At 44.7% G+C, this 26,143-nt stretch carries 22 protein-coding genes and 1 other annotated feature; of the genes, 20 read left to right on the forward strand and 2 right to left on the reverse strand.

Translation table 11 applies throughout. The features are described from left to right. Positions 1–8: 8 nt before the first annotated feature. The 9 genes from AAA939_RS10680 (at position 9) to mnmA (ending at position 9,969) form a co-directional block, all read left to right on the forward strand. Complete coding sequence (locus AAA939_RS10680; protein WP_338210464.1) at positions 9–710, forward strand: DivIVA domain-containing protein; 702 nt, start codon at positions 9–11, stop codon at positions 708–710. A 14-nt stretch (positions 711–724) separates the two neighbouring features. After that, positions 725–938 (forward strand) — a binding site (T-box leader). Between the two features lie 69 nt (positions 939–1,007). Then, complete coding sequence (ileS, locus tag AAA939_RS10685) at positions 1,008–3,806, forward strand: isoleucine--tRNA ligase (protein WP_338210462.1); 2,799 nt, start codon at positions 1,008–1,010, stop codon at positions 3,804–3,806. Between the two features lie 647 nt (positions 3,807–4,453). Beyond that, the gene (gene dapF / locus AAA939_RS10690) at positions 4,454–5,455 is read left to right on the forward strand and encodes a diaminopimelate epimerase (RefSeq protein WP_338210460.1); all 1,002 of its coding nucleotides are present in this window, start codon (positions 4,454–4,456) and stop codon (positions 5,453–5,455) included. 178 nt (positions 5,456–5,633) lie between these two features. After that, complete coding sequence (locus tag AAA939_RS10695) at positions 5,634–6,188, forward strand: NUDIX hydrolase (protein ID WP_338210459.1); 555 nt, start codon at positions 5,634–5,636, stop codon at positions 6,186–6,188. Next, positions 6,188–6,442: a hypothetical protein gene (locus tag AAA939_RS10700; RefSeq protein ID WP_338230875.1), complete on the forward strand. Its 255-nt coding sequence runs from the start codon at positions 6,188–6,190 to the stop codon at positions 6,440–6,442. Before AAA939_RS10695 ends, AAA939_RS10700 begins: the two co-directional genes overlap by 1 nt. Positions 6,443–6,459: 17 nt before the next feature. Then, positions 6,460–7,155 carry a 5'-methylthioadenosine/adenosylhomocysteine nucleosidase gene (locus AAA939_RS10705; protein ID WP_338210455.1) on the forward strand — a complete coding sequence of 232 codons (696 nt, stop codon included), beginning with the start codon at positions 6,460–6,462 and terminating at the stop codon, positions 7,153–7,155. A gap of 58 nt (positions 7,156–7,213) precedes the next feature. Then, positions 7,214–8,365 (forward strand): cysteine desulfurase family protein, encoded by a 1,152-nt coding sequence (locus AAA939_RS10710; RefSeq protein ID WP_338210453.1) that lies wholly within the window; start codon positions 7,214–7,216, stop codon positions 8,363–8,365. A 20-nt stretch (positions 8,366–8,385) separates the two neighbouring features. Further along, on the forward strand, positions 8,386–8,727 hold the full coding sequence (locus AAA939_RS10715; RefSeq protein ID WP_338210451.1) for a DUF1831 domain-containing protein: 342 nt from the start codon (positions 8,386–8,388) through the stop codon (positions 8,725–8,727). Positions 8,728–8,730: 3 nt separating this feature from the next. After that, positions 8,731–9,969 carry a tRNA 2-thiouridine(34) synthase MnmA gene (gene mnmA / locus AAA939_RS10720; protein ID WP_338210517.1) on the forward strand — a complete coding sequence of 413 codons (1,239 nt, stop codon included), beginning with the start codon at positions 8,731–8,733 and terminating at the stop codon, positions 9,967–9,969. A gap of 302 nt (positions 9,970–10,271) precedes the next feature. Here the strand turns inward: mnmA and AAA939_RS10725 are convergent, their stop codons facing one another. Then, positions 10,272–11,297 (reverse strand): LacI family DNA-binding transcriptional regulator, encoded by a 1,026-nt coding sequence (locus tag AAA939_RS10725; RefSeq protein WP_338230876.1) that lies wholly within the window; start codon positions 11,295–11,297, stop codon positions 10,272–10,274. Between the two features lie 214 nt (positions 11,298–11,511). On the opposite strand from AAA939_RS10725, the gene AAA939_RS10730 reads away from it, so the two are divergent. From AAA939_RS10730 to AAA939_RS10780, 11 genes are all read left to right on the forward strand, one after another. Then, a complete protein-coding gene (locus tag AAA939_RS10730) occupies positions 11,512–12,222 on the forward strand; it encodes a transaldolase (protein ID WP_338210447.1) in 711 nt (236 codons plus the stop codon). Between the two features lie 38 nt (positions 12,223–12,260). Beyond that, positions 12,261–13,943, forward strand: a complete 1,683-nt coding sequence (locus tag AAA939_RS10735; RefSeq protein ID WP_057706670.1) for a PTS system mannose/fructose/sorbose family transporter subunit IID — start codon at positions 12,261–12,263, stop codon at positions 13,941–13,943. Between the two features lie 12 nt (positions 13,944–13,955). Then, positions 13,956–14,387 (forward strand): PTS sugar transporter subunit IIA, encoded by a 432-nt coding sequence (locus AAA939_RS10740; protein ID WP_057706669.1) that lies wholly within the window; start codon positions 13,956–13,958, stop codon positions 14,385–14,387. Further along, positions 14,359–14,832 carry a PTS sugar transporter subunit IIB gene (locus tag AAA939_RS10745; protein ID WP_338210445.1) on the forward strand — a complete coding sequence of 158 codons (474 nt, stop codon included), beginning with the start codon at positions 14,359–14,361 and terminating at the stop codon, positions 14,830–14,832. Before AAA939_RS10740 ends, AAA939_RS10745 begins: the two co-directional genes overlap by 29 nt. Positions 14,833–15,000: 168 nt before the next feature. Further along, positions 15,001–16,353, forward strand: a complete 1,353-nt coding sequence (locus tag AAA939_RS10750) for a TrkH family potassium uptake protein (protein WP_338210443.1) — start codon at positions 15,001–15,003, stop codon at positions 16,351–16,353. Positions 16,354–16,366: 13 nt separating this feature from the next. Further along, positions 16,367–17,029: a potassium channel family protein gene (locus AAA939_RS10755; protein ID WP_057706666.1), complete on the forward strand. Its 663-nt coding sequence runs from the start codon at positions 16,367–16,369 to the stop codon at positions 17,027–17,029. A gap of 274 nt (positions 17,030–17,303) precedes the next feature. Continuing rightward, positions 17,304–20,420: a mucin-binding protein gene (locus AAA939_RS10760; RefSeq protein ID WP_338210440.1), complete on the forward strand. Its 3,117-nt coding sequence runs from the start codon at positions 17,304–17,306 to the stop codon at positions 20,418–20,420. Between the two features lie 242 nt (positions 20,421–20,662). Next, complete coding sequence (locus AAA939_RS10765; RefSeq protein ID WP_338210438.1) at positions 20,663–21,328, forward strand: histidine phosphatase family protein; 666 nt, start codon at positions 20,663–20,665, stop codon at positions 21,326–21,328. Positions 21,329–21,340: 12 nt separating this feature from the next. Beyond that, on the forward strand, positions 21,341–22,036 hold the full coding sequence (locus tag AAA939_RS10770; RefSeq protein ID WP_338210436.1) for a tetratricopeptide repeat protein: 696 nt from the start codon (positions 21,341–21,343) through the stop codon (positions 22,034–22,036). 66 nt (positions 22,037–22,102) lie between these two features. Then, entirely contained in the window at positions 22,103–24,559 is a 2,457-nt protein-coding gene (gene recD2 / locus AAA939_RS10775) for an SF1B family DNA helicase RecD2 (RefSeq protein WP_420914933.1), read from the forward strand. Positions 24,560–24,697: 138 nt separating this feature from the next. Next, the gene (locus tag AAA939_RS10780; protein ID WP_338210432.1) at positions 24,698–25,663 is read left to right on the forward strand and encodes a ribose-phosphate diphosphokinase; all 966 of its coding nucleotides are present in this window, start codon (positions 24,698–24,700) and stop codon (positions 25,661–25,663) included. A 55-nt stretch (positions 25,664–25,718) separates the two neighbouring features. On the opposite strand, the gene AAA939_RS10785 is transcribed toward AAA939_RS10780, so the two are convergent. Continuing rightward, on the reverse strand, positions 25,719–26,143 hold a 425-nt coding region (locus tag AAA939_RS10785; RefSeq protein WP_338225973.1), incomplete at its 5' end, for a transposase.

Genomic DNA, 26,143 nt, shown 5'->3' on the forward strand with positions numbered 1-26,143 from the left:
AATTTAGCATGGTGTTAAGTCCTGATGACATTCATAACAAAGAGTTTTCCACGAAGCTTCGTGGTTACAATATTGACGAGGTAAACGATTTTCTTGAACGGATTATCAAGGATTATCAAATTACCTTAAAACAAAATAAGGACCTCCAGGAACGTTTAGACGCTAGTGAAGGTAAACTTAAATATTTCAATGAATTGAAGGATTCTTTGAACCAGTCGATCTTAGTTGCGCAGGAAGCTGCCGACAAAGTTAAGACGAATTCGAAGAAGGAAGCTGACATCATTACCCGTGAAGCACAGAAGCAAGCTTCAGATATTGTTAGTGAAGCCACGGACAAGTCTAACCAGATGATCGATGAAGCTTCACAGAAGGCTAAGCGCCTTTCCGTTGAAACTGACGATCTGAAGAAACAGACCCGGGTCTTCCGTCAACGCCTCCAAGTTATGCTAGAATCGCAGTTAGAAGTGGTTAAGAGCAAGGATTGGGATCAATTACTTAGCGAAACGAATACCGCTGATTACGCTGAAATTCAACACGTTTTAAAAGAAGATAGTCTTGACAATCAGAGTAATGCGAGTGTAAACTCAGAAGCAACCGTTGAAATTACGGAAGCAACTAGTGGTGAAACGCCAGTTGCTGACGGGGGCGACCAAGCTCAACAACAAACGGTGGTTATTTTCCCAGATGACGATAACGACGGCCAAGCCTAGTTAAGTCATATCGAGTTAAATTTTTGAAGAGAACAGCAAACAACTTAGTGAAACGCACAGAGAGTTGCCGATAATGGAAAGGCAATCGTCCCTCACTAGGTTGCAGATCATCTCTGAATGTCACGCTGAACCAAGTAAGCGTGGCCGGTTCATGACCGTTAATCCATGCTAAGAGAGAATCTAAACAATTCTAAAATTGGGTGGTACCACGATGACTTCGTCCCTTGCAGGGCGGAGTTTTTTTTGTGCCGTTAATTTTAAAATTGATTTGGTAAAAAATATTTAAGGAGTGATCAAATGCGCGTTAAAGATACGTTAAACCTCGGTAAAACCAAGTTTAAAATGCGTGGTAATTTACCAGTTAAAGAAGTCGAACGCCAAGACGTTTGGGCTGAAAACAAAGTTTACGAACAACGTCAAAAATTGAATGAAGGTAAGCCGAGCTTTATTTTACACGATGGCCCTCCTTACGCTAACGGTGATATTCACATGGGCCATGCCCTGAACAAAATCACTAAGGACTTTATCGTTCGTTATAAATCAATGAACGGTTTCCGCGCACCATACGTTCCTGGTTGGGATACGCATGGTTTGCCAATTGAACAGAAATTAAAACAGGCCGGTTACGACCGTAAAAAGATGACCACCAACGAATTCCGCGAACTTTGTCGCGAATACGCCTTGAAGCAAGTGGATCGCCAACGTGAAGAATTTAAGCGTTTAGGTGTTGCTGGTGAATGGGACAACCCATATCTGACTTTGAAGCCAGAATTTGAAGCCGCTCAGATTCGTGTCTTTGGTGCATTTGCTAAACAAAACCTGATTTATCGTGGTAAGAAGCCAGTGTACTGGTCATGGTCATCCGAATCTGCTTTGGCTGAAGCCGAAGTTGAATACCACGACGTTACGTCACCATCCGCGTTTTTCGCTGAAAAGGTTACTGACGGCAAGGGTGTCTTAGACGACGATACTTACATGGTTGTCTGGACCACGACGCCATGGACGATTCCTGCTTCTGAAGGGATTACGATTGATGCTAAATTCGACTACGCGGTTGTTCAACCTGCTGGTGAGAGTCGCAAGTTTGTTTTAGCGGCTGAATTAGTTGATGAAAATGCTGAACGCTTCGGTTGGAAAGACGTTAAAGTCTTGAAGACCGTTAAAGGGGCCGATTTAGACCGGGTCATCTGTGAACATCCATTTGATGCCAGCCGGAAATTAGTCACGATGTTAGGCGATTTCGTTACCCTCGACTCTGGGACTGGGTTAGTGCATACTGCGCCTGGTTATGGGGAAGATGACTACCGGATCGGTATGAAGTACGACTTACCAGTCTTTGCGCCAGTTGATAATAAGGGTTACTTAACGGCTGAAGCCGGTGCTGACTTTGCTGGTGTCTTCTACGATGACGCCAACCAAATTGCGTTGGATAAGTTAAAGGACGCCGGGTTACTCTTAAACTACATGCCTTACGAACACAGCTACCCATTTGATTGGCGGACTAAGAAGCCAATCATCTTCCGGGCAACGCCACAATGGTTTGCTTCCGTTGGGGATGTGCGTGATAAGATCTTGAAATCGATGGATGACGTCGAATTCTTCCCAGAATGGGGTAAGAAACGGCTCTACAACATGATTCGCGACCGTGGTGACTGGGTCATTTCACGGCAACGGGTCTGGGGCGTGCCGCTACCAATCTTCTACGCTGAAGATGGGACTGCCATTATGGAACAAGAAACGATCAACCACGTTGCTGATTTGATTAAGCAACACGGTTCGAACGTTTGGTTTGAACGTGATGCCAAGGACTTATTACCAGAAGGCTATACTAATGAACATTCTCCTCATGGTGAATTTACCAAGGAAGATGACATCATGGACGTGTGGTTCGATTCCGGTTCATCACACCAAGGGGTCTTGGCTGAACGGCCATACCTTGACTACCCAGCAGACTTATACTTGGAAGGTTCAGACCAATACCGTGGCTGGTTCAACTCTAGTTTGATTACCAGTGTTGTTGTTTCTGGACACGCACCATACAAGCAAGTCTTATCACAAGGCTTTACTTTGGATAACCAGGGCCGTAAGATGAGCAAGTCGTTAGGTAACACGATTGCGCCAATCGATGTTATCAAACAAATGGGTGCTGAAATCGTTCGTCTATGGGTTGCTTCCGTTGATACCAGCTCCGATGTGCGGGTCTCGATGGAAAGCTTCAAACAGGTTGCTGATTCTTACAAGAAGTTCCGGAATACGGTTCGCTTCATGTTAGGAAACGTTGCCGACTTTGACCCAGAAACTGACCGGGTCGCTTATGATGACTTAGCTTCAGTTGACCAATATATGGCCGTTCGTTTGGACCAATTCGTTGCAAAGACGAAGGCCCATTACGACCACTACGACTTCCTCGACATCTACAAGGAACTCATCAACTTCTTAACGGTTGATTTATCGAACTTCTACTTGGATGTTGCGAAGGATATCATGTATATTGATGCTGAAGACAGCCATTCACGGCGTTCAATGCAAACGGTCTTCTATGACACTTTGGTTGCGTTAACGAAATTGTTCACGCCAATGTTGCCACATACGACCGAAGAAATCTGGCCATTCTTGAAGGAACCAGAAGAATTTGCACAATTGACTGACATGCCAACCGTTCAAAATTACGCCAATGCCGATGATTTAATGGCAGAATGGACGCAATTCATGGACGTACGGAGCAATGTCTTGAAGGCCTTAGAAGAAGCCCGGGATGCGAAGTTGATTGGGAAGTCCTTGGAAGCGCACCTTGACCTATATGTCGATGATGCAACGCAAACCTTCTTGGACAGCTTGAATACCAACGTACGGCAAATGTTAATGGTTTCTGCTTTGGACGTTCACGCTTTGAGTGATGCACCAAGCGATGCCGAAACCTTTGGCGATCACGTTGCTATCAAGGTTAGTCATGCGGACGGCGAAGTTTGTTCCCGTTGCCGGATGATCAAGACCGACGTTGGCAGTGACAATGCCTACCCACAACTCTGTGCGCGTTGTGCTCAAATCGTACGTGAAAATTACCCTGAATCAGTTGAAACTGGCTTAGAAGCTTAATCGCTGATTTTTGATTACTAACGGTGCAATATTGATGATTGTACTCGAATGATGAAGTCCCGCGTCAAACGTTGTTTGATGGCGGGGCTTTTTTTAATTCAAAAATCTGAAATTATTGAATGTGTCGCTCCGGCGGACAGCCTTGGGCGCTATGGGGGACGGTCACAGCCACACTGCGGTCTGTGACCTCGCTTCAAAGCCGATAACCCACGTCTTTGAAGTGCCCCGCAAGATTAGCGCAAAAACGCCCGCTAATCTTGCCGACACAGCACGCCAACACTGTCCGACTCCGCTAAAAATGGATCTACGATTGTTATGATGGTCGTCGGATATTCAGTTAGCGTTGACTGGAGACCGCCGATTAACGCCACAGCCATCATGGATGACCGCTAGCACTGATGAGGGTGCTATTTAAACCACTGACGCTGTCGGCGAAGCGCCGAAAAGGAATTAATAGTGCCAGGTCAGTGATTGGACTTTTCGATTTTTAGTTTAAAATTTAAGGTTGAAAGCGGTCAATAAGGGCTCATGACAAACTATTTCTATGTTATAACGTTGTTTTAGTCCTTGGTAATTGAATTTTCATGAAAAAATAAGTATGATAATGAAGTAGTAAATTAGTGAATTTATATAAAGATAGGATGCTGATGGCAGTGAAAATGATCAAGGTTCACGGTTCCGGTAATGATTTCTACTTACTGGATCAAACACAATTTCCAGAACCGTTATCTGATGCGGATTTAAAACAGCTTGCAATTAACATTTGTAAGCGGGATGGCGCTGGCCTTTATGACGGTGCCGATGGGGTTTTAGTCGTTGATAAATCCGAACATTCCCAAGTACTTGGTCGGATGCGTGTCATCAACGCCGACGGGACCGAAGCTAGTATGTGTGGTAACGGTATCCGAACCGTTGCGCGTTACTTAGGCACCCAAAACAGTCAAGAAGCGTTCAAAGTGCAGACGATGTACGCTGATTTAAAGGTTCAAGCAGTTGCTGATTTGGCTGAGAACGTCCCAGCTTTTAGTGCTGAAATTTCGCCAGTGTCATTCGATGCCAAGACAATTGGGATGCACGCTAATAATGAAGCAGCAACCATCATTAACGAAAAAATTCCAGCGTTGTCTGCTGATTTGAAGTTCTCCGCTGTCGCTGTGCCTAATCCACATTTGATTGCTTTCGTGGATCATGACACGTTAGTTGGTCCTGAATTGGGACGCATCGGTAAATGGATGAATGACGGCAAAAACGCCATTTTCCCAGATGGTGTCAACGTTAGTTTTGTCGAAGTTTTAGGTAAAAATGCGATCTTTGTTCGGACGTTCGAACGGGGCGTCGGGTTCACGAATGCTTGTGGAACGGCCATGTCCGCTTCTTCATTGATGTACGTCTTATTGCATCAAGAAAGCACCGATTTTAACCAAGAAATTAAGGTAACCAATCCTGGTGGCATGGTTAAAACCGTTGTTCACCAAGGTGCTGACGAAGAATACTGGATGGAATTGATCGGCAATGCGACCTTCGTCCGAATCGTGACGCTACCTGTAGAATCAGCGTTAGCTGCGGACTACAGTGAAGCCAGTGCGACTGAAACCGGCGAACAAACTGCTTATGAAGACTTTGTTGCGTCATTAAGCACAGCTAAGTAATTGCTGCGGCGGACGTAATCGTTAGTGAGGGATGGGGCTCTAGGCACCATCCCTTTTTGACGGTCGGGTTCGTTAAAATTACTGTAATTTATGTTTAGAATCGGACTGAAAATTGCATTCGTTGCTAAAAATCGGTATCCTTATTGAGAAAGCAATCCACAGGAAGAGGGTTCTGGGCATGAATTTTGAAGAACGAGTCCAAAGCCGCCAGACGGTTTTTCAGGGTGGCTTAGTGCAGGTCGAAAAGCAAGAAGTCACGTTGCCAGATCAGACGACGGCGACACGCGAAATTGTGCGCCATCAACCAGCCATTGCCGTTTTGATGGTCACCGGTGCACACCAGATGATTCTTGAAAAGCAGTGGCGAACGGCGACCAACGGCGTGACGCTTGAGATTCCGGCGGGAAAAGTTGAAGCTGGTGAGTCAATGGACGCAGCCGCAGTTCGTGAATTAAATGAAGAGACGCGCCTTAAAGCGACTTCAATTCAAACGGTGGCGCAATTTTACACGTCCCCTGGTTTTACGGATGAATTCATGAAACTCTACGTGGCAACGGGCTTAGCGGCGGTTAAAACGGCTTTGCCACAGGATGCCGATGAACAGATTCAATTGGTGTACCTGGACCTACCAACGGCGTTGCAACAAGTTGCGGATGGTACGATTCAAGATGCGAAAACGGTTATGGCAATCTGGTATTGGCAGAGCCATCCTGAGTTAGGAGTTGAAGGCTAGTGGCAGATGATGATCGAATGACCCGGCGGCAATACCGGCGGCGCAAAACTGAAACCAAGCCGGACGATGATGATTCGGATTATGCCGACCAATCGGGAAGCACGTCGGCTTCACGGCAAGCGTACGCCGCTGAAAATAACCGGGCGCTTGAAGAAGCTAAGACTAAACGGCTTGCACGCAAGCTAAACTGGGTCATTTTGGGCCTAGTGATCGGAATTATCGCGGTCTTTTTAATATTGTTTTTAACCCCATAGGAAAGTAGGATGTAGACATGAAATTTGGTATTATTTGTGCGATGGAAGAAGAACTAAAAACGTTACGAGAGGCGTTACAAGGTGAAAAGGTCGTTGCTATTAAAGACATCACCTTTTACGACGGAACGATCGATGATCAAGAAGTCGTGTTAGTTCAATCCGGAATTGGTAAAGTTCAAGCGGGGATGACGACCGCACTCATGATTACGAACTTTGACGTTGATGTTGTAATCAACTCAGGTTCTGCTGGCGGAATCGGTGCCGGCTTGTCCGTTGGTGACGTGGTCGTTGCCACTAAGACGGCGTACCATGACGTTAATGCAACGGCGTTTGATTATGAGTATGGTCAGTTACCACAACAACCATTGTATTATGAAACCGATGAACACTGGGTTAAAGCAATCATGGCCGCTGCTAAGGCGACCGGCTTAAATGCGAAGACTGGTTTAATCGTGTCTGGGGACCAATTCGTTGCTGGTAAAGCAGCTACGGATAAGATCTTGGCACACTTCCCAGACGCATTATCGAGTGAAATGGAAGGGGCAGCCATTGGCCAAGCAGCCCACCAATTCAATACACCGTACGTTGTCATTCGCGCCATGTCTGACGTGGGTGACGAAGATGCTGGTGTCACGTTTGATGAGTTTATCCTCGAAGCGGGTAAACAATCAGCCGCAATGTTACTCGCATTGTTTAAAGCACAAGGTAAATAAAGTCTAAACGCGCTATCGTTTGAACTTGAAATAAGTTTTTTTAGAAGGAAGTATTGTAATGAAGCAAGTGTACCTAGATAATGCCGCGACAACGCCCATGGCAGCGTCCGTCATTCAGACAATGACCGATCAAATGACCAATAACTTTGGGAACGCGTCCAGCACCCATGCGTTTGGGCGTGCGGCGCGTGAAGTTCTGGACGATAGTCGGCACATCATCGCCCAAAGTATTAACGCCCCAGATGATGATATTATTTTTACCAGTGGGGGCACTGAAGGTGATAATACGGCCGTGATGCAGACTGCGCTAGCGCGTCAAAGTCTCGGTAAGCACATTATCACCACGGCTGTTGAGCACCAGGCCATTTTAAAATCGGCCGCCTTTTTGGAAAAGCAGGGTTTTGAAGTCACCTACTTACCAGTTGATCAAAATGGCGATATCAGTATGGCAGATTTAAAGGCCGCGCTACGGCCAGATACCATCCTAGTCTCCATTATGATGGGGAATAACGAAGTTGGCGCGCACATGCCAATTCATGAAATTGGTGAGCTGTTAAAGGATCACCAGGCTTGGTTCCACACGGATGCCGTACAAGCATACGGTTTGTTGGACATCGACGTACAACGGGACCATATCGACATGTTGTCAACTTCAGCGCATAAAATCAACGGGCCGAAGTTCCTCGGTTTCCTTTACAAACGCAATGGGATTAATTTTCCTAGTTTTGTTAAGGGTGGCGAGCAAGAAGATAAGCGCCGGGCTGGTACCGAAAATGTCCCAGCCATCGCTGGTTTTGCTAAGGCGGTATCTGAATTGACGTCGGCCGAAAAAGCCCATCGTCAGGCGAAATACCACGAATTTAAGCAATACATTGTTGACCAATTGCATCAAAACGGTGTTGATTTTGAGGTGAACGGCTCACTCAGTGAAAATAACCTCCAACACGTTTTGAATTTATGGATCAAGGGAATTTCAACGTATACGCTCCAAACCAACTTAGATTTGGGTGGCGTTGCAGTTTCCGGTGGCTCAGCATGTACCGCGGGGAGTTTGGAACCTTCACACGTCTTAATTGCGATGTTTGGTGAGGACTCACCACGGATCAGCGAATCAATTCGTCTGAGCTTTGGTCGGTACACGACGAAGGAAGACCTCGACCAATTTGTCACGGTTTTAACGAAGACCGTTAACCGGTTGTTGAAAAAATAATTAAAGGGAGGTGCGGGGGTATGGCATACACCGCAACAGTCAAACTTGATGGCGATACGCAGACCTACGCATTGAGCACCAATATCAAAAAATATACATTAATGGATTTGGGGTTTGTTAAGGGGCGTTCAGGCGCGTTTAGTTTTGAACGTTCTTTAGACCCCAACACGCCGTATCAGGCTGCTTTTAAAGTTAAGCTGGCCGTTAACGCGGACTTAACTGGCTTTAAGATGTCGACGGTAACGGGGAACGGGATGCAACGCGCCAATATTTTTAAAAATGACGCGCATCCGGAAGCCGTTGAGCAATTACGGTTTATTTTACAGAGCTTTATTGACCGTGATGTCTTAGTTGAAAAGTAATTGATGAAACGCCTGGCTTGCAGCCGGCGTTTTCTTTGTTATAATGGTAAATACTGGACTTGTACGACCTTCAAATCGTGGATTCTCCAGAATCTTTTGGAAATGATGGTGAAAAGTATGACTGATCACAGTAACACGCGTGTCGTTGTCGGCATGAGTGGTGGTGTTGATTCATCCGTTGTGGCGTTGCTTCTTAAGCAGCAAGGTTACGACGTGGTGGGTGTCTTTATGAAGAACTGGGACGATACGGATGAAAATGGTGTCTGTACCGCAACCGAGGATTATAAAGACGTGGCTAAAGTGGCAGATAAGATTGGGATTCCGTACTACTCAATTAACTTTGAGAAGGAGTATTGGGATCGGGTCTTCACGTATTTCTTAGATGAATACAAGAAGGGCCGCACGCCTAATCCTGATGTTATCTGTAACAAGGAAATTAAGTTTAAGGCATTTTTGGATTACGCTATGGACCTCGGGGCAGACTACATTGCAACTGGGCATTACGCACGTCTCTCACACGATGAGGACGGCACGATGCACCTTCTTCGCGGTGTGGACAGCAACAAGGACCAGACTTATTTCTTGAGCCAGTTGGATTCCGCAACGTTACAAAAGGTCATGTTCCCACTTGGTGAGATGGTTAAGCCTGACGTTCGGAAGTTAGCATTGAATGCTGGCTTAGCAACGGCCAAGAAGAAGGATTCCGTTGGGATCTGCTTCATTGGCGAGAAGAACTTCAAGGAATTCTTGGGCCACTACTTACCAGCAACGCCTGGTAAGATGATGACTTTTGATGGTGAAGTCAAGGGTGAGCATGCCGGCTTGATGTACTATACCATCGGTCAGCGTCGTGGCCTTGGTATTGGTGGTGACGGTGAAGATAACGAGCCGTGGTTCGTTATTGGTAAGGATTTGAAGAAGAACATTTTGTACGTTGGCAAGGGCTATCATAATCCGTACTTGTACGCGACACATTTGGACGCTTCTGACTTACACTTTGTCACGAACGAGGACCTTGGAAATGACTTCCACGTAACGGCTAAGTTCCGTTACCGTCAGAAGGACTCCGGGGTAACGGTTCACTTTAACGACGATCATACGGCCGTTACGGTGACCTTTGATGATCCGGTCCGGGCAATTACACCTGGCCAAGCGGTTGTCTTTTACCGTGGCGAGGAATGCCTTGGTTCTGGGATGATCGATGCGGCTTACAATGACGAGCGTGTCTTGCAGTACATCTAAAGAATAAGCTAAACAAAAGTGGTTCTCTGGCAACGATTGTTGATGAGGGACTCTATGAGGAAATCAATTCATTTTCGAATTGGTTTCCTTTTTTATTTTGAATTGAAAGTTCAATCCGGATTTATGTATAAGAACGTTAACAGTTCCCGTAACCATCCGCAGTACGTTTTATTTTCCTTTTTTGATGAATAAAAAACATTACCACGCAGCCTGACCGACTACTTGATAATGCTCAATAAATTTGAAGATACTAATGTTTGATGCCACATACATTTTGCATCAAGGCGAGTGGTCGATTTTTGTTAGTGGACTGTGCTTTCCTTAATCACCAATTGTACTGGTACTTTGATGATAGCAGGGGAAACATCTTTATCCTGAGTGGTCATCTGTTGTAGTAGTAGCCGACAAGATTCTTGTGCTAGCTTAGTCGTGTTTTGGACGATAGTCGTAATTTTCGGTGCTGATATCTCAGAGAAGGAGTTCCCATCAAAACCAATGACACTAATGGTTTTTGGAACGTTAATATTTAATCGCTGGGCAGCTCTGATAATCATGTAAGCAACATTATCATTTATGCCGAAAATTCCAGCAGGCTTTTTGAGTGAAACAATTTTTTGAAGATAGTTATCTAAAGATGGAACCGTTTCCAAAAACTTATCTGACGTTAAATCTAGTGAGAAAACTCTTGACTCGATGTCTGTAATTTGATGCTCTTTTAGGACATCTTTAAAAGCACGTACCCGTTCCATGGTAGAGGAAGTTTTTGTTTTAGTCATAATTAAGAAAGGATTTAATTGATGATTCAAAATAAACTTGGTTGCAATTTCGCCACCATTATAATGGTCCGAGGAAACAATTAATTCATTGTGAGAGTGGGGGTCACGGTCTATATAAACTGTCGGAATTGTTGTTGTTTTAATAACCTTTGAATCATCAATTGCACTTGAAATGATAATTAAGCCGTCAACACGATGTTCCATTAAAACTTGTGAGTAAGCTGCTTCACGTTCACTACTCCGTTCGGTGTTGCAGATAATACTGGAGTAACCATTTGAAAAGAGTAATTGTTCGCATTTTTTAACAATGGCAGAGTAGAATTCGTTGGTAATGTCTGGGAGCATAATACCAACAGTATTAGACTTATTAGATCTTAAGCTAACTGCCAATTTGTTTTGCTCATAGCCTAAGTCGTCGATTGTTTGGATAACTTTCTTTTGAGTAACTTTTGAAAAGCGTCCAGTGTTATTTATGATTCTAGATACAGTGGTGATTGAGACGCCGCTTGCCTTTGCGACATCTTTGATTGAAACATTATTTTTTTTATTCATACGTGTTTTCCGCCCTTGCTAAAAATAATCTTGACAGTATTGATTATACGTTGTTTAATAGGATTATAAAGTTGTGGAAACGTTTTCGCAAGTTAGCTCAATTATTTACAAAGTAAACAGCAATTCTTATCTTGATAATGTCCTTGCGACATTATCAAAAAATAGGCAATTTGCGTTAACGTTACCGCAAAATTAAAATTTGGAGGTTTTCAATATGTCAAAGTTTAATATCGATATTTATGCTGATGGTGCTTCGGTTGATGGAATGGTTGAAGCTAAAGATAAATGGCCAGTTTCAGGATTTACAACGAACCCATCTCTGATGAAAAAGGCCGGTGTAAAGGACTATGTTAATTTTGCACAAGATGCGTTAAAAGCTGTTGGTGGTATGCCAGTGTCATTTGAAGTTTTCGGTGATGATTTTGATACGATGGAAAAAGAAGCAATCAAGATTTCATCTTTGGGCAAGAATGTTTTTGTGAAAATTCCAATTACCAACACTAAAGGTGAATCTTCAGTACCGTTAATTAAAAAGTTATCAGCCCAAGGTATTCAAGTTAATGTAACCGCTATTTTAACGCTAGATCAAGTTAAGGAAGTTTTACCAGTGCTAAAGGCGGGATCACATAATATTGTTTCTGTATTTGCTGGTCGAGTTGCTGATACTGGCGTTGATCCAATGCCGTTGATGAAGGCCGCCGTAGAACTAACTAACCAGTATGACCAAGCTTGGTTATTATGGGCTAGTTGCCGTGAAGTGTTAAATATTTTCCAAGCCGAATCAATTGGTGTTGATATTATTACGGTTACGAATGCAGTTCTTAATAAATTATCAATGGTAGGTAAAGACACCAAAGAATTGTCACTAGAAACAGTTCAAGGATTTCATTCTGATGTTGAAGCTTTAGGATTTTCAATTCTTTAGTTACTAAATAATTAACATTGAGCTAAGGAGGGCAAAACATGTTATTATCAGCGCTTTTAGTTGCATTTTTAGCAATAATTTCTCAATGGTGGTTCTTTGCACCGATTACACGTTGTATGACGTATCCCTTAACAACCGGGATTATCGTCGGGGTCTTTATGGGACATCCGATGTTAGGGATGTTAGCTGGTGCTAATATCCAGTTGGTTTATCTTGGCTGGATCAATGCCGGTGGGGTAATGCCAAGTAACACTATGGTTGCAGGTATCTATGGGACTGCTTTAACAATTCTTTCAGGTGCTAATCCTAAACTAGCCGTTACTTTTGCTATTCCATTTAGTCTGTTAGGTTTGTTGATGGTACAAATTTACCAAACAATTAACTCTTTCTGGGTACACCGTGCCGATCAAGAGTTGGATAAAGGTAACGTTGGTGCAATTCGTTGGTTGAATTACGTCCCATCGTTTATCGTATCATTTGTCGTTTATGGGATTCCAGCATTCTGTTTAGTCTTATTTGGTAAAACTTGGGCAACTGCACTTATTAACGCGATTCCAAAAGATTTAACGACTGCACTTGAAGTTGTTGGTGGCTTAATGCCAGCACTTGGGATTGCGATGCTGTTAAACTATCTTGGCAAACGTAGCTTAAATGCATTTTTCATTATTGGATTTTTCTTAGCAGTTTATCTGAAGTTAGACATTATGGCGATTGCAATCTTCTCTGCAGCGATTGCATTCTTAATCTTTGTTAGTCAGACTAGTGGCAAGAAAAATGCGCATCAAACTGCTAAGAAGCAGGTTCGTCGTTTGAGTTTAAACAATCGGACTGGTCAAACTGAAGCAGTTGCGACTGATGTTGCTACTGCCAGTGCAGAACCAGAAACAATCAGTGCGGATGATTACAAGCGGAAATTAACCCATCGTGATTTAGTTAAGACTTGGCTTTGGGAACAATCAGATGAAGCGGCTTATAATTATGAACGATTACAGGCTCTAGGCTTAACGAACATGATGATTCATCCAATTAGAAAATTGTATGATGACCCTAAACGCCAAGCAGAAGAATTAAAGAAATATATGGTGTTCTTTAACACTGAACCACACATGGTTGGACCAATCATCCATGGTGTTGCTTTATCAATGGAAGAGGCTCGTGCCAATGGCCAAGCAGTTTCTGAAGATGATATCAATGGTGTTCGGACTGGTTTAATGGGTCCTGCAGCTGGTATCGGTGATACGGTTCAACAAGGTATCCTTTTCCCAATTTTAGCTAGTGTGGGGGCATCCATGGCATTGGCTGGAAATTATCTTGGCCCTATCTTGTTTACTGTTGTCTTTGAACTAATTATCTACTCACTAGGTTATTTCTTATTTATGTTCGGGTATCGTCAAGGTAAAAGTTCTGTTATCCAGATTTTGAAAAATGGTGTGATTGACAAAGTCACTAATGCCTTTAGTATTGTTGGATTGATGGTTGTTGGTGCTATGGCTGCGACTCGAGTAACGGTGAAGACGCCGTTGGTTTGGGAAGTCGGCAAGAGTACGATGAAGTTACAAGCAATCTTGAATACGTTGGCACCTGGATTGATTCCACTAGGGATTACCGTTTTAATTTGGTGGTTAGTTGCTAAAAAAGTAAATCCTACTTGGATTATTATTGGTATCTTTGTAGTTGGGATTGCATTATCCTACTTAAACGTTTTAGGTATTGTAAAATAGGGGGATTAGTTAATGGTTGATATTTTACTAATTAGTCACGGCCCGTTCTGTGAAGGGTTACTAGCCAGTTTGCAAATGATTGCGGGTCCACAGGAACATGTAGAAGCGTTATCATTAAAAGAGGGTCAGTCACCAGATGATTATCGAGATCAGATTGAGGCCAAACTGAAGACTTTTAAGAAGAAGAGTCTTGTTTTCTGTGACATAAAGGGTGGTACTCCGTATAACTCTGCTGGATTCTTGAAGAGTAAATTTGATTTTGATTTAATTACTGGGATGAACTTACCAATGTTAATTAGTGTTGTGACGACTAGAACTGAAAGCTCAACCGTTGATGAACTCACAAATACTGCATTGATGAATGAAAACAAAGGCATTGAATTAATTAATCTGTCTAATCAGGGAGGACATAAACATGCAAAACTTAGTCTTAACAAGGATTGATGATCGTTTAATTCATGGTCAAGTCATGACAGCTTGGAGTAAAGTCACAAATGCTGAACAGGTCTTGGTAGTTGATGATGGTGTTGCTAAAGATGATTTTATGATTAACGTCCTTGAGAATGCCATTCCAGAAACAATGGCGATTGGTGTGTTCAATAAAGAGGATGCAGTCACTTTCTTATCCAGTCCTCTGGAAGCGCCAACTATCGTATTGGTAAAGGTACCGCAAACCTTGGAATATTTAGTTGACCACGGCATCGATATTTCTCAAATTGATCTCGGTGGTATGGGAGCTAAAAAAGGTCGTGAACGTCTGTATCATACTATTTCAGTTAGTGACGATGAAAAGGCTTCATTCCAACGCCTAATGGATAAACAGGTTCATGTGTTTATTCAGATTATGCCGCAAAATGAAAAAGTTGAAATGAAAGATTTATTGAAATAACGTCAATTTGCTAAAGATTGAAAGTTAACCGAAAAGAGTCGCTATTAGCGTGAAATCGCTGATAACGGCTCTTTTTTTACTGGCCACAATGGTAACTAGATTTCAACCTTGCTTTTCAGCGCCGGGTTGCTTAAGCTAAGGGAAGCATAGCAATTAGGATGGATAGAAATGAAACGACTAACACGAATTAAACTTTTTGACACATTATCTAAAAAAATGGTCGCGGGCTTTATTGTCTTGATCACGATTGGGAGTATTTTACTGAGCTTACCGTGGGCAACGCAAAGCGGACACACGACTAGTTTCATCAACTTGTTGTTTACGGCGACCTCGGCGACTTGTATCACCGGACTGACCGTCGTCAGCACCGCTGATCACTGGACAACGTTTGGCCAATTGGTGATCTTAGGCTTATCCGAAGTCGGTGCCTTGGGTTACATGACGTTTGCTGTCTTACTGTTTAACATTATGCGCCGACAAATTGGGCTTTCGACTCAACTGATGGTCAAGGCGTCGTTGAATTTGGAAAATTTAAGTGACACTAAGAGCGTGATGCGCTACGTGGTTGGCTTATCGCTACTGTTCCAAGTGGGTGGCATGGGCTTACTAGCGGTCGACTTTATTCCCCGTTACGGTTGGGGACGCGGGCTATACGTTTCTTTATACCACGCGGTCATGTCATTTTGTAACGCCGGCTTTGACGTATTTGGCGATAGTCTAATTGGGTTCCGTGGTGATAATTACGTTTTGATCGTGACGATGATTTTAATTGTCGCTGGGGGACTCGGCTTCTTAGTTTGGCGGGACTTACTGCTTTACCATGAGCGTAAACGGTTGACGTTAAACTCGAAACTGACCTTACTGACAACGTTAAGCCTGTTCGTCATTGGTTTTTTACTGTTATTTGTGACCGAACGTGATTTAAAGTTATTACCAGCGGGCACACCGTGGTTTACGCGGACGATTAACACGTTATTTTTAAGCGTGACGCCGCGGACGGCGGGACTGGTTACGATGCCAACGGCGCAATTACAAGCCGGGAGCTTGTTCGTACTCATGATTTTAATGTTCATTGGTGGGACGCCTGGATCAACCGCTGGTGGGATCAAAACAACGACCTTTGGAATCTTGATGTTTCAAAGTATTGCGCAGATCCGGGGTCGGCAAGACGTTGAATTTAGTCACCGGCGCTTCAATCAGGAAAACATCAGCCGGGCTTTGTTGCTGATCTTTTTGGCCAGTATTGTGATTACGGTCGCAACGTTAATTTTGACGCAGACTGAAAAAATTCCCAACGGGTTTGGCTTGGAATACGTGTTATTCGAAGTTTTATCGGCGTTTGGGACGGTGGGGCTAAGTTTAGGACTAACGCCACACTTAACGGTCATTGGTAAACTCGTGATCATGTTGTTGATGTTTATTGGAAGGGTTGGCATCTTTACGTCATTGTACGCATTGTCTAAACGCCAGGCCAAGGTGAACATGATTCGTTATCCGGCAGAAAATATTTTGATAGGTTAGGAAGTGTCCCATAATGAAAAAAAGTTTTGCGGTCTTTGGACTGGGCCGATTCGGGGAGAGCGTTGTTCGCACCCTAGTTGAGGAACATCAAGACGTTTTAGCGGTCGATATTAATGAAGGACCGGTTAACGAATTGATGGATATCGCGACGCAAACGATGATTGCTGACACCCGCGATGAAGAAGTTTTACGTGATTTAAACGTGGATTCCTTTGATTACGTGATTATTGGGATTGGGAACAATATGGAAGCCAGCATCTTAACGACAATGCTGAGTAAAGAGCTGGGCGCTAAAAAGGTGATTGCAAAGGCTGAAACGAGTGATCAGGGCCGGGTATTACAACGGGTCGGCGCGGATCAGGTCGTTTTCCCCGAGCGTGATATGGGGCACGGCATCGTACGGAAACTGTTGTCCAATCATATCCTGAATTTTATCGACCTCAGCGATGAATACACACTTGCGGCCATTGAAATTACGGATCCGAATTTTGTTGATCAAAATTTGATTGATTTAAACTTACGCGAACGGTTTGGTTTAACGGTCATTGCCATTAAACATGGTAAAAGTATTAACGTGGCACCGCAGCCGACGGATATGATGGCCACGGACGACGTCTTAACGGTGGTTGGTCCGATTAAAGGGGTCAACGCACTGGATGAAGCGTTGAAAAAATAAGACTTAGTAGTTATCAAAGTAGCTTTTCTGGAAACATCGGAAAGCTACTTTTTTGATGCAATGAGTTTTGTTAAGGAAGCTTTACTAACTAGGGCTGCGAATGTAAATTAATGAAACTAGGTGTGTACAAGCCTGATAATTGTGATGTCTGTTCGACGATGGTATACCTATTGGTAAATTAAGGGCTGAGCTATCTTTGGCTGAATTTTATGTATTGGTATACCTTTGGTTTTTCGATGAACTTAGCTAAGCCTGTAGAAAGGTCGTTTGAACCATGCGGTTAACAAAATTACAAAAAATTCAAAAAGTAGCACAACAAAATCAGCATCAGCAGTTTAAGCGCAATTGGAGAACAACGTTGATCTTATTGGGTGGGAGTGCTGGTTTAGGAGCGGGACTATGGACGCTATCCGTTGCAGCTGCCACCACAACGACTTCAGTAGCCACGTCACCGACAACTGTTAGTTCAGTGACCACTAATTCGACGACCAGTGCGGCGGCCGTCACGTTATCAGCAGGTGGTACCACTGGTGCAGCAACCGCGGTAACAACCAGTGCAGCGGCACCAACGGTCACGACTAGTTCGGGGACCGCGACGCCAGCCAGTCCAGCTACCACAACAACGACTACCACCACGACGGCAACGACGGGGTCGGCCGGAGCGGGGTTGTCGTTGCCAAGTTTAGCGGTTAGCGCGCCCAGCAGTGCCTTTGGCAATACGGCGAGTGGGGCGGCCTCGGCCGCTTCCGGGGCTACTTCAACCACTAGCCAAGCTACTAGTCAGGGGACTGCGAGTGCTGGTAGCCAAGCGATGACGAGTGCGGCTAGTCAGGCTGCCAGCCTAGCTGCGTTACCCGATACGACCGTGGTCACGTTTGCTGATTCTGGACTGGAAGCTAACGTCTTAAGTGATTTGAAGCTGACTGGATCCGTGACGTTGGGGAGCATTCGTCATTTTACCGGGAGTAGTTTCAATATTGGGACGACTAACGTGCCGTTAATGGTGACTTCATTTAATGGGATACAGTACTTACAAAGTTTACCGGCCGCAACGACGATTAGTCTCTTCACTAAGACTCAGAACCCAAGCATCGACTTATCACCATTAGAATATGATCGCTTTAATCAAATTACTGTTGAGACTCACGATATGGCATTGATGAATTTGAAACCGCTAACATTAATTGATCCGACTACAATTTCAATGGTTCAATTATGTGGGTCGATCAATTCAGATCTGACGGATTATCAAAACAATCCCCAAGGCATGACTAATGCGCAGCTTGCTCAGATTGGCCAGTGGTTGACCTCGATTGGTAATACGTCTACAGCTAGTGGTGGTGCTGACATTAATTTGTCAGATAACTCATTGACTGATTTTTCACCGTTGGGTGGGATCACTAAGCCCACAATGGTAGTTGCAATAGGTGAGCGGGTCAATTACGCAACGACACCGGTAAATTTGGTCATTGGTCAACCGGCGACCTTTACAGCATTGCCGTTAACGGGGATGACCGGGGAGTCTTTAACGGGACATTACCAAGCGACTTTGAGCGGTAGTCCGACGTTAGCTGCAACCGATACGACGCATCCACAGGAACCCGCTTTGACGAGTTTAGGAAACGGGCAATATCAAATCGCAACCGCTTACCCGACGTATCCGAACGTGAACTGGTTCGCTTATGGGTTGCGAGGTTATTACGATTTCACCACGGCACAAGAATTTTATACGAATTTTATTGATTTGAATTATCCTAACGGGGTGACCTTTGAGTACGATGTTATGGTCTATCAACCGGCTAATTGGCTGACGAATCCTGAACTAAACGTTAAGTATGATGATGAAACGACGGGAACGGCCCTTCAACCCGCTGAGCTTATTAAGGGGACGACCATTGGTTCAGCGTATGATTTGACCCCTGAGACGGCCATTGCGGGTTATCGATTTGACCCGGAACGCAGTAGTTCACCGACTGGGAAGTATACACAGGATCCACAAGCACTGACCTTTTCGTTTGAGCGGCAAGTCGCTGGCGGGCTGACAATCAACTATGTCGATGCGACGGGACAAACTATTGCACCAAGTACGACCATTGGGGGTTACGTCGGGGCAACTTATCAGAGTACGCCGCTAACGATTCCGGGGTATACGTACCAAAAGTTAGCTGCGACGAGTCTGCCAGCTAGTGGGACGTTACCACTTGTAGCCGGGACGGTTGACTACCAATACACGGCCAATGAGTTAACCCGAACGGTTCAGTACCGGGACGTGACGTCGGACCTAGTATTGGCAAGTGCACCGGTGACGGGGACCTACAAGAGTGTGGCAAGTTATGATCCAATGACGACAATTGCGGCCTACGAGGCAAAGGGTTACCAGTTAATGACCAATAATTATCCGGCTAATGGGGCCCTGTTTGAAGACCCAACGCCGACCGCGACCTATGAAGTTGAATTAGCACACAAAACGGCGGTACTGACACCGGCGACACCTAGTCTTCCAGCTGATGTGACACTAGAACGACAGATTAAGCGGACGGTTAACTATGTCAGTCCAACGGGAACTTTAGTTGCGGCGCCAATGCAACAAACGATTAATTTTACACGTAGTGCGCTGCGCGACTTGGTTACCGGTGATACAACGTATGGTCCGTGGACGCCAACTGCGTCAACCGGGTTTGATTCAGTGACGCCACCGACGGTTCATAACATGGTGCCAGCCGTTAGTGTTGTTCCCGCGGAGGACGCGGTTACAGACTCAACCCCGGATAAAGTGGTTACGGTGGTTTACACACCGGTTGGACCGTCAGACGTTATTAACGACGAGCCGACTAGCGGTGCGGGCTCAAGCGCTAGTTCAAATGCCAGTTCCAGTTCAACGACCAATTCAGAGGCAAGTTCGAGTTCTAGTGAAGCTACTGGGTCAAGTGCAAGCTCAGGTTCCAGCGAGAGTGCTGGGACAAGTTCGAACGCTGGCTCGGCCACAAGCAATGCGCCGGAATCGGCGGCTCAGTCTGAAGCGGCGCCGGCAATTGAGATCGACCAGTCAGGAACACCAATCCAGCAGAGTGCGATTCGGCCCACGGTGTCCGTGGCAACCCCAGTACCAGCATCAACGCCGCTCCGGTCCAAAAAGCCAACGGCAGCACCGACTGTAAATGGTCATTCAGTCACTCATCCAAAGATTGTTCCGGCTAAATCCGCGGCGACCCCAGGTGGAATTGATCCCAGCTGGCTGAGGGGACTCAAACCGAGTCAACCGGTTGCAAGTGCAAGTCAGTTACCGCAGACTAATGAGCAGGAGCCTGCGACAACGGTATTTGGACTGATTTTAATCGCTTTAGGCAGCTTAATGGTAGGATTTAAGCGTTTATTTAAACGTGAACGTTAGCTAATTTAATAGTTATCATTGAAACGCTCGGAATTTAGTTGATTCCGGGCGTTTTAGATTTATCGTGCAATGAATATAAAAGGGACACCGAAAAACTGTCCGGATGAAGTGGAATTAGCAGAATCTAGTTTACATAATTTTAGTTTAAAGCAGTAACCTGACTTTTGAAAACTGACTTGAAAACTGGCATAATAGTAGTTATATAGAGTGGTCGATTGTGGCCTAGGTGAGGAAGTAATGATTTGACAAAACTATTATTTATTCGTCATGGTAAAACGGAATGGAACTTAGAGGGACGTTATCAAGGCTCTCAAGGAGATTCACCGTTGTTACCAGCGAGTTACCAAGAAATTCATCAGTTAGCTTCGGCACTACAAGATCTGAAATTTAGTCACATTTATGTGAGTCCGCTAAAACGTGCTCGTGATACTGCGATGACGCTCAAACATGACTTGACTCAGCCAGATTTACCGGTGACGGTTTTAAGCCGGTTACGCGAGTTCAATTTAGGTAAAATGGAAGGCATGGCGTTTACCGATGTCCAGGCCCAATACCCAACTGAATTTGAAGCCTTTCGGAACCATCCGGACCAGTACGACCCGACGATGATTCAGGGTGAGAGCTTCCAGCAGCTATTGAAGCGAATGCAACCCGCTATCCGTCAAATTATTGCTGCTAATCCGAAACGCGAGGACAACGTGTTAATCGTTAGTCACGGTGCGGCGTTGAACGCACTCGTTAATACGTTACTTGGCGCGTCGCTAGCGACCTTACGGGATCGGGGAGGGTTATCCAATACCTCTACGACGATTTTAGAAACGCGTGATCGCGGCAAGAGTTATAAACTGCTAGATTGGAACGATACGTCGTACTTATCACGGCGACCTGATCCGACTGATACCATTTAAGGGGGATTTGTGATGACTGAACACAATTCAACGTCACGGCCGAGTAAAGCTGAACAACAAGCGTTAGTGCATCAGCTCATTCAAAAAATTGACGCCCAACCGGAAGACTATCAAGCTTATTATGAGCTAACGGTATTGTTGACGGCTGGTCAAGATTTTGAACAAGCAGAAGCACTAGCAATGAAGGCCTTAGGAAAGTTTGCAGCTGATGAACAAGCAGTGGACTTATTTCGTTACGCACTGGGTAACGTCTACTATCAGGCCCAAACGTATGACAAAGCCCTGCCATTTTATCAGCAAATTAAAGATCCAAAACTGAAAATTGATGCGTACTTAATGATTGGACAGTCATTGATGGCTAAAAAGGATTATCAGCATGCATTGGTTTGGGCGCTCACCGCGCAAGAGGCACAGCCACAAAGCCTAGATACTAATTTGCTAGTAGCAGATATATTACTTGCGTTAGGCAATAACAAGCAAGCGTACGATTATTATCAACGAGCTTATCAAATTGATACTCATTCTGGTCGGGCAGCATTCAACGTCGGATTAACGGCGATGGTGATCGGTCAACCGTATGCGGATTGGTTTGCCAAGGCACAGAAATTAGATTCAGCCTATTTTAAAGAACACCAACAACAGTTATCAGATATTGAAAAGACGTTGGCCGCCCAGCAAAATGGCGACGACCAATCAACGGAAGTGTAAGGAGGTTCCTTAGTGACGAGTGATCAAGTAAATTTGTTTTCAAATAATCCGACTAACGAATCGACCATGCACTTTATTGTTGGTAAAGTGGCGGCCGTCTTTTTTAGTAGCGCTGACAGTTTTTACAAAGTTCTGCTGGTTAAGGTCAGTGAGCAAAATATTGATTGGCACGAAGATGAAATTGTCGTTACGGGGAACTTTGCTGATATTCAGGAAGAAACCACTTATCGTTTTACGGGGCGGAGTGTCCGTCATCCTAAATACGGGGTCCAATTTCAAGCGGATAATTATCAAAATCAGACGCCAACGTCACGCAGTGGTCTAATTGCGTACTTGTCGGGTAGCGACTTTCAGGGACTAGGCCGGCGTACCGCTGAACGAATCGTGGATACGCTTGGTGAAGATGCCATCGATAAAATTTTAGAAGACCCGACCCTCTTGAAACCAATTGGGTTGCGGGCCAGTGTTGAAAAGACGTTACTAGAAACCTTACGGGTCAATAACGGACTGGAACAGACGATTATTGGGCTGAACGCGTACGGATTTGGGAGCCGGTTAGCGGCCGCTATTTATGCGCGGTATCAAGGAGACACGCTGAACGTGATCCAAGAAAATCCGTACCGCTTGGTTGAAGACATTAAAGGGGTCGGTTTTAAAAAGGCTGATCAGATAGCGACCCAGTTGAAGATTGACCCACAAGCGGATAGTCGGTTGAAAGCAGCGCTGTTAACGGAAATCAATGAGGTTTGCGTGCAGAATGGCGATACTTATACGACAGCTAAGCCATTACTTAATGCGACGATGCAGTTATTAGAATCGGCCCGGCACGTTCAGATTGATCCACAAAAGTTAGCTGATCAGTTGGTGACGCTAGCGAAGGAAAATAAAATCGTTGGCGATGAAAATCGAATTTATTTGAGTGACCTATACGAATCTGAATGGAAAATTGCGGAACACTTAAAACGATTAGTTGAAGCGGACAATGATGGTAACTTGACTGAAAAAGCCGTAGAGCGTGCAATTGGACACGTTGCTAAAGCGAGCAATTTAACTTACGACGATTCGCAAACGCAGGCGTTGAAGTCGGCAATCACGTCACACGTTTTTCTACTGACGGGTGGTCCCGGGACTGGGAAAACGACGATTATTCGTGGTTTAGTGGCCTTGTTTGCGGAGCTACACGATGTCTCACTAGACATTAATCAATATAAAGACAAACCGTTTCCGATTCTTCTAGCTGCGCCCACCGGACGGGCTGCGAAGCGCATGGCCGAAACGACTGGGTTACCTGCCAGTACGATTCACCGGTTATTAGGACTGACGGGCCGTGAAGACGGTCCTGAAGAACCCACTAAAGATCTGGATGGTGGCTTACTGATTATCGATGAAATGTCGATGGTTGATACGACGCTATTCCAGATACTATTGCAGGCGGTTCCGAGTCATATGCAGGTGATTTTGGTTGGTGATAAAGACCAGTTACCTTCAGTGGGCGCTGGTCAAGTTTTTCATGACTTGTTGAAGAGTCCGAGCTTACCGCAAATTGAGTTGAATACGATCTATCGTCAGGATGACAGTTCCAGTATTATTCCGTTGGCCCACGCCATTAAAAATGGGCGGTTACCAGACGACTTTACGGTCAATCAAAAAGACCGTTCCTTTATTGCTTGTAACGCGTATCAGGTCAATCACATCGTGGAGCAAGTCGTTGCCAAGGCCAAGTCGAAGGGCTTTACGTCTGAGCAGGTTCAAATTTTGGCACCGATGTATCGGGGTGCGGCCGGGATTGATCAGTTGAATACGACCGTTCAAAATATTTTCAATCCGTTGAAATCGGCTCGGCAGAAACACTTAGAATACAACGGTCAAGATTTTCGGGTGGGCGACAAGGTATTGCACTTGGTCAATTCACCAGAAGATAACGTTTTTAATGGCGATATTGGCAAAATTGTTGGGATCGACTTAGCGAGCGACAAACATAATGAGTCGAAGAAAGATCAAATTACCATTGCTTTTGACCAGAATGAAGTGACCTATGGCCGTGCGGATTGGAATCGACTAACGTTGGCGTATAGCATGTCAATTCATAAGTCGCAGGGGAGCCAGTTTAAGATGGTGATCTTGCCCTTAGTTCCACAGTTCGCGCGGATGTTGCAGCGCAATCTGTTATACACGGCCATTACACGGGCGGAAGAAACGTTGATCTTGCTCGGTGATATGCAGTCGTTTGAGCGTAGTGTAACGAACGAGTCGGTCAACCGGCAGACAACGCTGACTAAACGGCTACAGCAGGTTTTTGACGGTGATCAAGCGACACCCGCAGTTTCTGATGACGAGCCGACTAGTACGGCGGCTTCGGCGGAGCCAGCGCCTGAATCAGAATCAGACCGTGTTGAACCGGAAGCGCAGCCAGCCGATAGTGGGCCGCACGAGCTCACGCCGGCGTTAGTGGTTGCGGGAAAAATCGACCCGATGATTGGGATGCAAGGGATCAAGCCGGAAGATTTCATGCCCCAAACGTAGATTTGCATAATAGATGTTATTAGCAATCATTTGGGTGAAGGCTAATTATTATAAAAAAATGGTGACGAACAGTTTTTTAGTCATCGATACTGTTATAATCATGATATATGTCATGAAAATATTTTTATGGAGGTCGTTATGTCAACAGATGAATCTTATGCCAAACTAAAATTGTTTGCGTTAAATTCTAACCTGCCGTTAGCGAAGAAGATTTCTGAGCGAGTTGGAATTCCACTCGGGAAGAGTTCCGTTAAGCGTTTTAGTGACGGGGAAATTCAAATTAATATTGAAGAAAGTATTCGGGGCGCCGAGGTTTTCGTTGTTCAATCGATTTCGGACCCAGTTAACGATACGATTCTGGAACTATTAATTATGATTGACGCGTTGCGTCGGGCTAGTGCTAGTGAAATCAACGTGGTGATTCCATACTATGGTTATTCACGTCAAGATCGAAAAGCACGCTCACGGGAACCAATCACCGCAAAATTAATTGCAACGTTACTTGAAAAGGACCGTGCAACTCGAATCTTAACGATTGATTTGCACGCTGCTCAGATTCAAGGATTCTTCGATATTCCAGTTGATCACTTGCAAGCTGCGCCAATCTTGGCAAGCTACTTCAAGGATCGGGGCATCACTGAAAACTTAGTCGTGGTCTCACCAGATCATGCTGGGGTGTCACGTGCACGGAAGATGGCCGAATTGTTAGGCGCACCGATTGCAATTATCGATAATCGGCACCCTGATAATGATGACATTGTGCCAGACAACATCATTGGTGACGTCAAGGATCGCATTGCGATTGTGATTGATGACATGATTGACACGGGAACCCGGTTTGACGTTTCCGCGAAGACCTTAAAAAAGGCAGGGGCCGCTAAAATTTATGGCTGTGCAACTCACGCCATCTTCTCACAGGATGCACCAACCAAGTTGGAAACTTCGCCGTTGGAAAAAGTGATCGTTACTGATACGATTCAAATTCCAGAAAGCAAACAGTTCAACAAATTAGTACAACTATCCGTGGGACCATTGTTGGGTGATGCAATTAAATTAATTCACGAACAACAACCGGTTGATGGTTTATTTGATCCTAAACTTTAAGAAAATCGGCTCTTTGTCAACGGCTGTTGATGAGGAACTTTATGAGGAAACCAATTCATTTTCGAATTGGTTTCCTTTTTTTGTTCTGAATTGTAAATTCAATCCGAATTCGTGTGTAAAAACGCGACCAATTTTTGTACCCGTACGCCGTCCGTTTGATTTGCTTTATTTTGCGATTAACGCCCTCTAAAGGGCCATTGGAGTAGGTACTTGCCATCATGTTTTTAATTAGAGACAGATGTTTACGATAGGTTTTAATGGTTGTTTCAAGCTGTGAACTGACTTTGTCAGTTCTACTTAAAGCTTCGATGAAACGTTGGTAATCTCTGGTTCTTAACGCATCCACTAAGGCATGCGCTGTAAAGTAAGTATTTTGAAAAATTGGATCCAGTTCTAAACCCTTTAAGATTAACTGTTCTTGAGTAAACCAGTCTTTTAGATGCGTAAACCATTGTGGTTTACGTGTTTCTAGATTTGAAT

The organism is Lactiplantibacillus paraxiangfangensis, assembly GCF_036246185.1.
GTDB lineage: Bacteria > Bacillota > Bacilli > Lactobacillales > Lactobacillaceae > Lactiplantibacillus > Lactiplantibacillus paraxiangfangensis.

What these genes read in the sequence shown, in the direction of transcription:
- AAA939_RS10680 (WP_338210464.1), top strand. Translation starts at nt 9, where the DNA reads ATGGTGTTAAGTCCTGATGACATTCATAACAAAGAGTTTTCCACGAAG.
- ileS (WP_338210462.1), top strand. Translation starts at nt 1,008, where the DNA reads ATGCGCGTTAAAGATACGTTAAACCTCGGTAAAACCAAGTTTAAAATG.
- dapF (WP_338210460.1), top strand. Translation starts at nt 4,454, where the DNA reads ATGGCAGTGAAAATGATCAAGGTTCACGGTTCCGGTAATGATTTCTAC.
- AAA939_RS10695 (WP_338210459.1), top strand. Translation starts at nt 5,634, where the DNA reads ATGAATTTTGAAGAACGAGTCCAAAGCCGCCAGACGGTTTTTCAGGGT.
- AAA939_RS10705 (WP_338210455.1), top strand. Translation starts at nt 6,460, where the DNA reads ATGAAATTTGGTATTATTTGTGCGATGGAAGAAGAACTAAAAACGTTA.
- AAA939_RS10710 (WP_338210453.1), top strand. Translation starts at nt 7,214, where the DNA reads ATGAAGCAAGTGTACCTAGATAATGCCGCGACAACGCCCATGGCAGCG.
- AAA939_RS10715 (WP_338210451.1), top strand. Translation starts at nt 8,386, where the DNA reads ATGGCATACACCGCAACAGTCAAACTTGATGGCGATACGCAGACCTAC.
- mnmA (WP_338210517.1), top strand. Translation starts at nt 8,731, where the DNA reads ATGAAACGCCTGGCTTGCAGCCGGCGTTTTCTTTGTTATAATGGTAAA.
- AAA939_RS10725 (WP_338230876.1), bottom strand. Translation starts at nt 11,297, where the DNA reads ATGAATAAAAAAAATAATGTTTCAATCAAAGATGTCGCAAAGGCAAGC.
- AAA939_RS10730 (WP_338210447.1), top strand. Translation starts at nt 11,512, where the DNA reads ATGTCAAAGTTTAATATCGATATTTATGCTGATGGTGCTTCGGTTGAT.
- AAA939_RS10735 (WP_057706670.1), top strand. Translation starts at nt 12,261, where the DNA reads ATGTTATTATCAGCGCTTTTAGTTGCATTTTTAGCAATAATTTCTCAA.
- AAA939_RS10740 (WP_057706669.1), top strand. Translation starts at nt 13,956, where the DNA reads ATGGTTGATATTTTACTAATTAGTCACGGCCCGTTCTGTGAAGGGTTA.
- AAA939_RS10745 (WP_338210445.1), top strand. Translation starts at nt 14,359, where the DNA reads ATGCAAAACTTAGTCTTAACAAGGATTGATGATCGTTTAATTCATGGT.
- AAA939_RS10750 (WP_338210443.1), top strand. Translation starts at nt 15,001, where the DNA reads ATGAAACGACTAACACGAATTAAACTTTTTGACACATTATCTAAAAAA.
- AAA939_RS10755 (WP_057706666.1), top strand. Translation starts at nt 16,367, where the DNA reads ATGAAAAAAAGTTTTGCGGTCTTTGGACTGGGCCGATTCGGGGAGAGC.
- AAA939_RS10760 (WP_338210440.1), top strand. Translation starts at nt 17,304, where the DNA reads ATGCGGTTAACAAAATTACAAAAAATTCAAAAAGTAGCACAACAAAAT.
- AAA939_RS10770 (WP_338210436.1), top strand. Translation starts at nt 21,341, where the DNA reads ATGACTGAACACAATTCAACGTCACGGCCGAGTAAAGCTGAACAACAA.
- recD2 (WP_420914933.1), top strand. Translation starts at nt 22,103, where the DNA reads ATGCACTTTATTGTTGGTAAAGTGGCGGCCGTCTTTTTTAGTAGCGCT.
- AAA939_RS10780 (WP_338210432.1), top strand. Translation starts at nt 24,698, where the DNA reads ATGTCAACAGATGAATCTTATGCCAAACTAAAATTGTTTGCGTTAAAT.